Consider the following 12,481-nt stretch of genomic DNA (forward strand, 5'->3'; position numbering starts at 1 on the left):
GTTTTGATTAATAATGTTTATCCTTTGGGATAAAGTCGCTTGATGAGGTCTTGGCGGCGCATGCGGCGTAGTGCTTGCAGTATTTCACGCTTGTATTTGCTATCATACCAGAAGAAGTAACGGCGTTGCGCCAGTTTCTCTTCTTTATTACGGGCTGAAAAAATGGGTTGAAGCGTGTAAGGGTGCAGGCCGGTGTAGAACGCTTCGGTTGAGACTGTCATGGGAGTGGGGGTGAAGTCTTGAACTTGCTCTAAATGGAAATCAAGTTCGCGCGTGAGCACGGCAAGTTCGGCCATGTCGCATTCTTGGCATCCGGGATGTGACGAGATGAAATAGGGTATAAGCTGTTGTTTCAGCCCGTACTTGCCGTTCACCTTGTCAAATATCGCTTTGAACCTGCGGAACAGTTCAAATGAAGGCTTACGCATCACATTCAGCACTTCGTCGCTGGTGTGCTCTGGGGCAACTTTGAGTCGTCCTGACACATGGAAGCGTATTAGCTCTTCGTTGTATTGTGCATTGATCTTATCTACCTCGGGGTTTCCGCTCTTGTGCATAGACAAGTCATACCTAACGCCACTGCCTATGAATGACTTCTTCACTTGCGGCAAGGCGTCAACGCTGTGATAGATGTCGAGCAACTTGCTGTGGTCGTTATTGAGGTTACTGCAAGGCTTGGGGTGGAGGCATGACGGACGTGTGCATTTAGAGCACCGTTCCAAATCATGCCCATGCATGCCGTACATGTTAGCGCTAGGGCCTCCCAAGTCGCTTATATACCCCTTGAAGTCTTCCATTTGCGTCACCTTCTTGACTTCGGCCATGATTGATTTCTTGCTGCGTGAGGCAATGAACTTGCCTTGGTGCGCGCTGATGGTGCAGAATGCACATCCGCCGAAGCAACCGCGGTGCAAGTTCACCGAGTGCCTAATCATTTCATAGGCAGGTATTCGCTTGCCTTTGTAACGAGGGTGTGGCAGGCGTGTGTAAGGAAGGTCAAACGAGGCGTCAATCTGCTCGCTTGTCATGGGTGGATTCATGGGGTTGACTTTTATTGCCATGTTTCCTGTTTTTTGCCACATGGTGCGTCCGTGCCACTTGTTGCTTTCGATTTCAATGTTTTTGAAGTTTTCGGCGTGATCGCGTTTCGAGGCAAGGCAATCTTCGAATGAATGCATCACGACATTATTGTCATCGGTCTTGCCTGGTATTTCCTTCACTGGCCTGCGAACAACTGTTTGTGGCACATCGGTCAAACTCTCGATGCTTGCTCCGTCACGCAAGGCATCAGCAATAGTGATGGTTGCCAGTTCGCCCATGCCATAAGTGATGATATCGACAGGCGCGTCGGCCATGATAGAAGGGCGCAGTGCATCTTGCCAGTAGTCGTAGTGGGCAAGGCGCCTCAATGAAGCTTCGATGCCGCCAGCCACAATGGGAACACCGGACCATATCTCTTTGAGTATTTTGCTATATACAATAGTAGGGTAGTCGGGACGTGCACCGGCTCGCGCGTCGGGGGTGTAGGCATCGTCGCTGCGCCTGCGACGGTTGGCTGTGTAGTGATTTACCATTGAATCCATTGCGCCGGCGCTCACACCGAAGAACAAGCGAGGCTTGCCTAGTTTCTTGAAATCACGCAGGTCGTCGCGCCAGTTGGGCTGTGGCACGATGGCCACGTTGTAGCCATGCGCTTCGAGCGTGCGTCCTATCACTGCCGCACCCATAGAGGGATGGTCGATATAAGCATCGCCTGTAAACAGAATCACATCAATGTGGTCCCATCCCAGGTGCTCTATTTCTTTTTTTGTCGTAGGAAGCCATTGTCCCTCGACGCGGTTGCTTCGTTTAGGTGGTTGCTTGTCTTGTTTGGCCATATGTCAAGATTCTATTTTCTCGGTTAGTTTTATGATTTCATCACGATATTGTGCTGCTTCGAGGAAGTCCATGCGCTTGGCTGCATCCACCATTTTCTGTTTGAGCACTTCAATGGTTTTCTCGATGTCGCCTTTATTCATGTAGGCGACGACGGGATCAGCCACAATTCCGCTCGTTGTGTCAAACTCGGCAGCCATGTGTTGCTGCAATAATGATGAGTCGATGACGTTGTTTTCATACTTGCGAGCATGCTGCTTGCCGTCTTTCTCGGGCGCGACCATATCGGTATCTACCCCGATGATTGCATTGCGCGCCTTGATGATCGCTTGTGGAGTAATGCCGTTTTCCTCGTTATATTTCAACTGCAACATGCGGCGGCGCTCGGTCTCGTCGATTGTTTGCTGCATAGATTGGGTTATGTTGTCGGCATACATGATGACAAGTCCGTTGAGATTGCGGGCAGCACGTCCAGCTGTCTGTGTGAGCGAGCGTCGGCTACGCAGGAAACCCTCTTTGTCGGCATCCAGTATTGCAACTAGCGACACTTCCGGCAGGTCAAGTCCCTCTCTCAACAAGTTCACGCCCACTAGCACGTCGATTGCGCCAGCACGCAGGTCATCGAGAATCTGAATGCGGTCCATCGTTTCAACATCGCTGTGCATATAGGCGCAACGGATATCGTAGGAAGCTAGGTAATCAGTGAGTTCCTCGGCCATTCGCTTGGTCAGAGTCGTCACGAGGGTGCGTTCGCCATGTTCTACGCGCACTTGTATCTCTTCGAGCAGGTCATCAATTTGGCCTTGCGAGGGACGCACTATGATTTTCGGGTCGAGCAAACCGGTGGGACGTATAATTTGTTCGGTGACAACACCTTCGCACTGCGTCAGCTCGTAGTCGGCTGGTGTGGCGCTGACGTATATGGTTTGCTTGGTCATTGCCTCAAATTCCTCAAACCTCAATGGACGGTTGTCGAGAGCTGCCTCAAGACGGAAGCCATAGTGCACGAGGTTAGTTTTACGTGCTTGGTCGCCGCCATACATTGCCCTGATTTGCGGTATGGTCACATGACTTTCGTCTATAATTGTGAGGAAATCATCGGGGAAGCAATCAAGCAAGCAGAAAGGCCTCATGCCAGGCTTGCGTCCGTCAAAGTATCTGGAATAATTCTCGATTCCAGAGCAGTATCCCACCTCCCTTATCATTTCCAGGTCATAGGTCACGCGTTCATAAAGGCGTTTTGCCTCAACATGTCGTTCCTCTCGCCTGAATGCTTCAACCTGGGTGCCCAGGTCCACATCGATGGCGCCGAGAGCACCCGCAAGACGTTCTTTGGTCGTGGCAAATAGGGTAGCGGGGAAGATGCGGAACGACTGCACGGTTTCCTTGACGAGCATCGATAGCGGGTCAAGGATTTCAAGGCTTTCAACCTCGTTGCCCCAGAATATCACACGTAGCATGAAATCTTCATTGCTCAAATAGATATCAACCGTGTCGCCCTTGACGCGGAAATTACCCATTTTCATGTCGATATCGTTGCGGGAATACAATGCGTTGACAAGGTTTCGCAGCAATTCGTCACGTCCCAGGTTGTCGCCCACCGATATTGTCATCGCATTGGCATTAAGATCCTCTGGGTTGCCCATACCGTAGAGGCATGAAACGCTGGATACAACCACAATGTCGCGTCGCCCCGAGAGCAGTGATGTCACGGTAGCAAGTCGCAAGCGCTCTATCTCATCGTTGATTGCCAGGTCTTTCTCTATATATTTGTCGGTCGAGGGGATATATGCCTCGGGCTGATAATAGTCATAATAAGAAACAAAGTAATGCACCGAGTTTTCAGGAAAGAAAGACTTGAACTCGGCATAGAGTTGTGCTGCCAGCGTCTTGTTGTGCGACAAGATGAGTGTGGGCCGCCCGGTGCGTGCAATGACATTGGCCATAGTAAAGGTCTTGCCCGATCCTGTTACACCAAGCAAGGTTTGGAACTGGGTGCCGTCGTTCACTCCGTCGCTCAATTCGGCGATAGCCTGCGGCTGGTCACCTGTGGGGGAATATGGGGAATGTAATTTGAATTCCATTTGTTTTTTGTTTAATTTACAAAATTACAAAATTTAAATGACTTTGTGCCCAAATAAATCCAATTTGTTTTCACTTAATATTATATAATCCGTTTGGTGATATAATAATACATTGGGCAACAAAGGGTTGCCGTGACGTATAGCATAAGAAATTGATAAATTAAGTAAAATTTATTTTACCTTTGCGAGATTCGCGGGAAGTTATATTGCCGAATAGCTACTACAAGCATTATGTTTTCTTAATAAATCTTAACAAGGCACATTTTGGCATTGTTAAGGCAAAAAAAGTAACTAAAAGCATAAATATCATCGAAAATGGTATCATTTTAATCCTAAAATTATTCTTTATTGAAATTAATTTATTAAATTTGCAGTCTATAATGAAGGGCAATGATGCCTAATTCAAGATATAGATAGTTTAAAACTATTGTTAAAATTAAAAATGAAACCATTACAAGAAAAATTATCTAGGTATTTAGAGCCTCAAAAAGCAAAAGAGGCAGGTATATATCCTTATTTCCGTGCTATTGCCAGCGAGCAGGACACCGAAGTTATGATCAACGGCAAGAAGGTGCTGATGTTTGGTTCTAACTGTTACACTGGATTAGTAAATCATCCCAAGATAAAGCAAGCTGCTATCGATGCAGTGAAGAAATATGGTACTGGTTGTGCTGGTTCACCTTTCTTGAACGGTACACTTGACATCCACAAGCAGCTGGAGCGTCGTCTTGCTGACTATATCGGTAAAGAGGACGCTATGGTTTATTCAACCGGTTTCGGTGTGAACTTGGGTGTCGTGTCATCGCTCACAGGCCGTGAAGATTATATCCTGTGGGACGAGCAAGACCATGCTTCGATTATCGAGGGTCGTCGCTTGTCGTTCTCTAATTCGTTGAAGTACAAGCACAACGACATGGCTTCGCTCGAAGCACAGCTCAAGAAGTGCGAGCCTGACCGCGTTAAACTCATCGTGACCGACGGTGTGTTCTCGATGGAAGGCGACGTGTGTAAATTGCCCGATATCGTGGATCTTGCTCACAAGTACAATGCAAGCATCATGGTGGATGAGGCTCATGGCATAGGCGTATTCGGAAATGGCGGACGCGGCGTGTGTGACCACTTCGGCCTTACCGACGAGGTTGACCTCATCATGGGCACATTCAGCAAGTCGTTTGCATCACTGGGCGGATTTATCGCAACCGATGAAGTGATAACTAACTTCTTGCGTCATCACTCTCGTTCTTACATCTTCACAGCTAGCATCACACCCGCATCGACAGCGGCAGTAAATGCAGCGCTTGACATCATGGTTGAGGAACCTGAACGTCAGCAGCACTTGTGGGATATTACTAATTACGCTCTTGAAGGCTTCAAGTCTATGGGGTGTGAAGTTGGTAATACCGAGACTCCCATTATCCCGCTTTACATTCGCGACAACAACCTCACATTCCTCATCACGACCGAGTTGTTCAATGAGGGTATCTTTGTCAACCCCGTTGTTTCGCCTGCTGTTGCTCCTAACGACACGCTCATTCGTTTCAGCCTCATGGCAACTCACACCAAGGATCAGGTGACAGAGGCTCTTGAGAAGATTCAGAAGATATTCCGCAGCCATAATCTCATTCCTTGATAGACCTGCGGGTGATTTTGAAAACAATAAAATGGTCGGGGCTTCCCATTGGAGGCCTCGGCTTTATTTTCGAGTGATAGCGTTTTATTATATTAATGTGTAAATTTTAGTTTTTTGTTGAAAATTTCAACCTAAAAATTTGCGTAAAAATTTTATTTTGCATTGCTGAAAAAAAATCGCCAAAAATGTATTGATATATATTTTTTTTAGTAATTTCGCACTGTAAAACAGAACAACAAAATTTTATCACAAAAGATATGATATACAAATTTCTTATTGGTTCAGAAGAGTCAAGTAATTTCAAGTTGGAAATAGCGATTGATTCAGAAGACACTTTCTTAAGGTTAAGAAACGCAATTCTCGATGCCGCTGGTTATGACATGGAACAGGTGGATTCATTCTACATCTGCGACGACGAGTGGAATCGCGAGAAAGAGGTGACTTATGTTGACATGGACGTTGACACAGATGAGGACATCTGGATTATGGAAGACACCCGTCTTGATGAACTCGTTGAGGACGAAGGTCAGAAGTTAAAATTTGTCTTTGACTATATGACCGAGCGTTATTTCTACATGAAACTAAAAGAAGTCGTGCCCGGAAAGAGTTTAAGAGATCCCTTGTGCCAGCGCAAGGAAGGCAGGGCACCCAAGGAAAATGTAGAACCCACTTTCGCTCCCGCACCTGCCAAGGTAGAAACACCTTCACTCGAAGATATAGGCGAGGAGTTCTATGGCGATGCCGAGTTTAACGAGGAGGAACTTGGAGACTTCGGCGAATTGAGCGATGAAGCTTTGTAAAGAAACAAGAAAGGATAATTAATTCTGATTCGTGCCTGGTGATAAGTCTATTGCCAGGCATTTTTTTTGTTATTCTAGGGGTCGTTTCACTTGCCTCGTGGCATGAAATGAGCATAAAATGAGAATTTAATTTTGCAACTACAATAATATCAATTAATTAACTTTTGAAAAATGAGGCGCGATTATACTCGTTTTTCTTGATATATTAAAATATTTAGACTAATTTTGCAGTTAATAAAATTGTATTTTTCATGATAAGGAGATTGATATATTCACTAGTGGGAGCACTTGCATTCTCGACATTGCTGGTAGCTTGTTCGGGGCACAGTAATGACCCTAGGCTGGTGCAAGCCGATTCGTTGCTCTCACAGCACAAGGATAAAGAGGTGTTGTCGCTTCTATCTTCTATTGACAAAACTTCATTTAACAAGGCAGATAATGCCTATTATTGCTTGTTGCTCACCAAGGCTCAATATCGCAACCATGTGCATGTGCCAGGGGATTCTGTGATAGATATTGCAGTGGAGTATTTCCGAGAGAATAGTGATAGCGTGAGATACACCAGAGCACTTATTGCAAAAGGAGAAATGAATGACGCCCTAGGCAATCAAGACATAGCAGTGGATTGCTTCCACATGGCCGAAGATGTTGCAGCCTCAACTGACTATAATAATTTAGGTTATGCCAAGTTGAGACTAGGTTTTGTTTACCAGAACGAATACCTAGGCGTGAAGTCGATTGCAATGGAGAAGTTTCGTGAGGCATTGCCTCTGTTCAGGAAGGCACGAAACAAGCACAACGAGATGCTGTGCCTCTCGCACATGGGACATCTAATGCGCGCAATTGATGACAAGGGCGATAGTGCGGTGATGTGCTTGAACGAAGCCATTAAAATCGCTCAGGACCTGAATGAGAAAAGCGTAGCCAGCGAGTGCAAATATTCGCTTGCCGAATATTACTGCTTGATGACCAACGACTACGGCAAGGCAAAAGCCATAGGGATAGAAGCCATTAACAGCAAGGATTTTGACCTAGAACATCCCAGGTTGCACTATTGCATTGCTCAAATTTATGCTCATGAGGGACAAGTTGATTCTGCTTGGCATTATGTCAACACGGCCCCCAAGATGGTGGAGTCGGTAGATACGATGTGGTATTACAAAACACTTGCCGATATTGCCAAGTATTCCAAACAAATAGATTTGTCTCAACGTTACCTTAACGAGAGTAATAAGATAAGCGCTTCTATGCTCATCAGCGGGTTAAATTACAAGTTGTTGAGTGTTGAGAAAAAATATGATACCCAAAAAGTTGAACTGAAAAACCAAGCGTTGCAATCCAAGTTTCAAAATTCATTGTTGATTATTGCGTTGTGCGTGATCATTGTATTGGTGTTGATTGTCTTTGTAATAAGGTATCGCAGCAGGTATCGCCTCAAACAGAGCGAATTTGAATCGATGACAGCCGACCTGAATGCCTCGCTTCGCAGCTTGGAGGACCTGAAAAACACGATTAAGGAACATGAAGAAAAGAAGCAACTGACGTCGAGCATGGGCAGCGATGATAACAATGCAGTAAACGGCATGAAGTCCATCATTGATGATCAAATCAAAATTGTTCACCAGCTCATATTATGGTCCTATGAATATGACGAGAAAAAGTTTGCCGAGAAATTCCAGTCAATCATGTCATTGAGCGAGGACGGAAACAGTTCGTCATACTGGCGCAACATCCAGACTATTGCAAACGACTTGCACGATAATATCTTGGTCAAGGCACAGGAACTGGCCTCTGGCAAACTCAATGAGAGCGAGATTAATTTCCTGGCACTGTATAGTTGTGGTATTTCACGCACCGTTATCATGCTGTGCATGAAATACAAGAGCCTAGGAACTATCTACAACAAGAAGATACAGATAGCCAAGAAGTTAAAGGTTAACAACCTGGATGAATTTATCACAGGATTCACTCATATCAGCGAAGGTCAATAATCATTTTCTCAGAACTGCGATATTTTTGTATAAAACCCAGTTCAAACATTTGCGTTTTTGGATAGAAAACAGTAACTTTGTTGTTGAGTTATGCTATATTGACTTAATCGATTAAGTTGCTGTTTTTATCATATGCTTTTATGCAGACATCCGGAAAATTGATCATTGAGATCCCTCCCATCAGTGAAAGGGATTGTTATTATCTACAAGAACGGTATAAACCGAGCTTTAACTATCCGTTGCACAAGCATAATGCGTTTGAGCTAAACTTTGTGGAGCATTGTGCTGGCGCACGCCGCATTGTGGGCGACAACATCGAGGTGCTGGGCGAGTATGACCTGGCACTGGTGGGGTGTAATCTTGAACACGTGTGGGAGCAGTCAAACTGCCAGTCAGAGTCGATACATGAAATTACCATCCAGATGCCGCCCGATTTGTTTTCCGACTCCTGGATGAACCGACGTGTGATGCAGCCCGTGAAGGAAATGTTTGATAACACGCAGGTGGGCATCGCATTCGGAATGAAAGCCATTATGACAGTGTATGAGCGTCTTAACTCGCTGGTTAACAGCGAGCCGTCATTCTTGTCGATGCAGACACTGTTGAGCATTATATATGATCTTGCCACCTCGGGCGACTATCATTGCCTGGCATCATCGCACTATTCTCACGCCGATGTGCCGGTTACAAGCCGACGCATCCAGGTGATCAAAGATTATATAGACTCCCACTATCAAGAGGAGATAAGAATGGAAACTCTTTCGGGCATGGTAAACATGACGCCAAATGCGTTGAGCCGTTTCTTCAAGCAGCGCACTAATCGGTCAATCTCTAATTATATAAACGATGTGCGCATCGGGCAGGCTGCGCTGTTGCTTGTCGATAGCACGATGACGGTGATGGAGATTAGTTTCAAGTGCGGTTTTAATTCTATTTCTAACTTTAACCGCACGTTTAAGAGCGTGAAAGGCGTAACGCCAACCGAATTTCGCGAAAGTTACAAAAAGAATGCTTATTTGATGTAGATAAAACACAGATAGCGCATCGTTGCACTTACACAATTCTATCCAAAATTTGCACAATAAATGCCACAAGGTTGATAGTAGTCAACTTTGTGGCATTTATTGATAGAATACAGTAAGATAAGATTATTAAATCTTAATACTTTTGTATCGTTAATTACAACCTTACCACAAGAAACTAATATAAGCTACTTATGGCTATTACTGAATATGGTTATTTTGATGACGTTTTGGGAGAATATGTCATCACTAATCCTGCCCCAACCTGAACGCTATCCTGCGCATCCACCGCGTATATCTTATGGCGGTTCTTACCGATACTTATGGCGATGTTCCCTACTTCGAGGCTGGCAAGGCCCTCTATGGTGGCAGCGCTACTCCCGCCTATGACAGCCAGGAAGACATCTACAATGACTTCTTCAAGGAGCTCGGCGAGTGCATCGGCATCCTCATGAAGGGTAACAACGATGCTGTTACCGGCGACGTTACCGCATATGGTGGCGATGCTAAGGCTTGGGCTAAGTATGCCAACTCACTGCGCATGCGTTATGCAATGCGCATCAGCGATGTAGCTCCCGAGAAGGCAAAGGCCGAGTTTGAGAAGGCTGTTGCCGATACTTGTGGCTACATTAGCAGCAATGCCGAGAACGCAACTATCACTTACATCGACGGCCCCTTTACCCTCTATGATGGTGCACGCGACCTCGATTTCCGTGTAAATGCACTCGGTGAGATGCTCTATGGTCAGGACTCTGACTCTCCCACATTTGTGAGCGCTACACTCTTCAACCGACTCAATGACAGAAAAGACCCCCGTCTGTATCGTATCTGCCGTCACTATCTCAACCCCAAGCGCAGCGCTGTTAAGGCCGACGACGCATGGAACGTTGACGTGACCGAGGAGGTTGTTGCTTACCAGAACAGTGACAAGGGCGACGGTCCTCACCCCTGTGACATCGGCGCCGCTTGGTGGCACAACTGGGTTAACGCTCCCGCCAACGAGGACATCCCCACACTGGCTCGTCTCGTGAACATGTATCCTGAGGTTGGTTTCGACCAGTCTAACTACAATGCCCGCATGATGCGTCCCTTCCTCTCAATCCAGCTCGAGAAGGCTGAGTGCCCTGGTATCCTCATGACAAGCACCGAGGTTAAGTTCCTCCTTGCTGAGGCTATCACTAAGGGTTGGAATGTCGATGGCTCAATCGAATTCTACTACAAGGCTGGTATCCGCGATGCAATGGAGATGCTCAACCAGTACTACAAGATTAAGGCTATCACCGAGGAAGAAATCCAAGATTATCTCAACAGCACTACTACTGAGGGTGTAAGTCCTGAGAGCATTAAGGAGATGATTAACTATGAGGCATGGATTCTCCACCTCATGAACCCCGCCGAGGGTTGGGCTAACCTGCGCCGCAGTGGCTATCCCACTCTTGAGAACCGCTACAACTATCCACGCTGGACAAGCGACTTCACTTACGACGACGATGATCTCACAACTCCCGTCCGCCTGAAGTACCCCAACCTCGAGGCTAAGTATAACAAGGCTAACTACGAGAAGGCTCTCCAAAAACTTGGTGGCACCGACGACTGGCACCACCGCGTATGGTGGGATACTGAGCCCGATCACGTAACTCCTCTGAATCCGTAATCATCCTTGTATAATTTTAAAATCAAGAAAAAATGAAAAAGTTATATACGATGCTGACCGCTCTTGTGGCAGCAGTAGCATTCAATAGCTGTTCGGTGGACAACACTCCGTTCATCACAGCAGGTGAGGATGACTACCCCCGCATCCTTAACACCGAACTTGAGGAAACTTCTGGCGGTAAGCCTTCAAAGCTTCCTACAATTGACCGCACACAGAATTTCACATTCGAGGCTATCGTGACCCCCACACAGTTCACTACTGTTAGTTGGTATATCGATGGAGAGAAGGTTCACGAGGGTAATAAGATTGACATGCCCATGCTGGCTGGTGACTACGATGTTAAGATTGTGGCAACAACTACTAAGGGCCTTTCAACCTACCGTAACTGTACACTCAAGGTTATTCCTCTCGAGGGTGACCCCACTCTTGCAGCTGGTGCTAAGAACCTGTGGTGCCAGACAAGCACAGTAAAGACAATTGCCGGTACCAACATGAATGGTATTACTGAGGTTTACATCAAAGGCGTTAAGTGCGACGGCGTGGTTGCCGACGATGGCACTATCACATTTGTTGTTCCCGCTCTGCCCGATGGAGATTACCAGATGGTCGTTGTTAAGGACGGCGTTAAGTATGGTATGGGCAAGGTTACTGTGAACGCTGAACCCTTCAAGGAAGCAAAAGGCGAGAAGACTCTGTGGGAAGGTGACTGGCAGGTAACTTGGGATACTCCCTTCGCTCAACTCCAGCAGCTGTCTATCGCTTGGTTTGCCGACGGTACTTGGAAGGAAGGTACAACAATCCGCGTTTATGTAAGCGGTGAAGGCCAGGGTACAGTTGCTACCGCATGGTGGAACAACCCCTTCACTGGTATTGACGGTGAGGCAAACCGTGGTGACCTTCCTATCAGTAGTGATACTAAATATCTTGAGTTTACTTTCACCGACAAGTCAGAAGCTATGTTCAACAACCAGGACGGTATGTTCATCGTGGGTAACGGCTACACTATCACTAAGATCACTATGATGGTATCTGAGGTTGTACTGTGGGAAGGCGAGCATGTAGTGACATGGGACACTCCCTTCAATGGTCTGCAAGAGCAGTCTAAGGAGCTCTTTGACAACGGCACTCTTGCTCCCGGCAAGACTATCGCTGTAACCGTTAGCGGTAACGGCCAGTGTGCTCTCACAAGCGCATGGTGGAACAACATCATAACAGGCCTTGACGGCGACGCTAACCGTGGCGACATCACTGTGGACGGCGACAATCAGGTTATCGAGTGGGTTCTCACCGATGTTTCTGGCCCCAAGGTAAAGGCTGAAGACGGTATGTTCCTCGTGGGTAACGGCTACACCCTCACCAAGGTTGCTGTTAAGTAAATTTATCTCACTATAAAGGTTCTGGAAACCACTGCAACGGTGGTTTCTG

General features: G+C 46.5%; 8 protein-coding genes. 6 read left to right on the forward strand and 2 right to left on the reverse strand.

What is annotated here, in order from left to right; translation table 11 throughout:
- Positions 1 to 17: 17 nt before the first annotated feature.
- A complete protein-coding gene (locus ACKI3C_RS02135) occupies positions 18 to 1,877 on the reverse strand; it encodes a YgiQ family radical SAM protein (protein ID WP_407401572.1) in 1,860 nt (619 codons plus the stop codon).
- Positions 1,878 to 1,880: 3 nt separating this feature from the next.
- Positions 1,881 to 3,959: an excinuclease ABC subunit UvrB gene (uvrB, locus tag ACKI3C_RS02140; RefSeq protein WP_407401574.1), complete on the reverse strand. Its 2,079-nt coding sequence runs from the start codon at positions 3,957 to 3,959 to the stop codon at positions 1,881 to 1,883.
- A 442-nt stretch (positions 3,960 to 4,401) separates the two neighbouring features.
- Between uvrB and spt the strand changes: the two genes are divergently transcribed.
- The 6 genes from spt to ACKI3C_RS02170 all read left to right on the forward strand — a co-directional run bounded on the left by spt (position 4,402) and on the right by ACKI3C_RS02170 (position 12,432).
- On the forward strand, positions 4,402 to 5,589 hold the full coding sequence (spt, locus tag ACKI3C_RS02145; RefSeq protein ID WP_407401576.1) for a serine palmitoyltransferase: 1,188 nt from the start codon (positions 4,402 to 4,404) through the stop codon (positions 5,587 to 5,589).
- A gap of 257 nt (positions 5,590 to 5,846) precedes the next feature.
- Entirely contained in the window at positions 5,847 to 6,389 is a 543-nt protein-coding gene (locus tag ACKI3C_RS02150) for an IS1096 element passenger TnpR family protein (protein ID WP_407401578.1), read from the forward strand.
- Positions 6,390 to 6,640: 251 nt separating this feature from the next.
- Positions 6,641 to 8,380 carry a hypothetical protein gene (locus ACKI3C_RS02155; RefSeq protein ID WP_407401580.1) on the forward strand — a complete coding sequence of 580 codons (1,740 nt, stop codon included), beginning with the start codon at positions 6,641 to 6,643 and terminating at the stop codon, positions 8,378 to 8,380.
- Between the two features lie 272 nt (positions 8,381 to 8,652).
- On the forward strand, positions 8,653 to 9,405 hold the full coding sequence (locus ACKI3C_RS02160; RefSeq protein WP_407401582.1) for an AraC family transcriptional regulator: 753 nt from the start codon (positions 8,653 to 8,655) through the stop codon (positions 9,403 to 9,405).
- Positions 9,406 to 9,676: 271 nt separating this feature from the next.
- Positions 9,677 to 11,056 carry a SusD/RagB family nutrient-binding outer membrane lipoprotein gene (locus tag ACKI3C_RS02165; RefSeq protein ID WP_407401616.1) on the forward strand — a complete coding sequence of 460 codons (1,380 nt, stop codon included), beginning with the start codon at positions 9,677 to 9,679 and terminating at the stop codon, positions 11,054 to 11,056.
- A 32-nt stretch (positions 11,057 to 11,088) separates the two neighbouring features.
- The gene (locus ACKI3C_RS02170) at positions 11,089 to 12,432 is read left to right on the forward strand and encodes an IPT/TIG domain-containing protein (protein WP_407401584.1); all 1,344 of its coding nucleotides are present in this window, start codon (positions 11,089 to 11,091) and stop codon (positions 12,430 to 12,432) included.
- Positions 12,433 to 12,481: the final 49 nt, after the last annotated feature.

This window comes from Sodaliphilus sp. (assembly GCF_045598405.1).
In the GTDB taxonomy this organism is placed as follows: Bacteria; Bacteroidota; Bacteroidia; order Bacteroidales; family Muribaculaceae; genus Sodaliphilus; species Sodaliphilus limicaballi.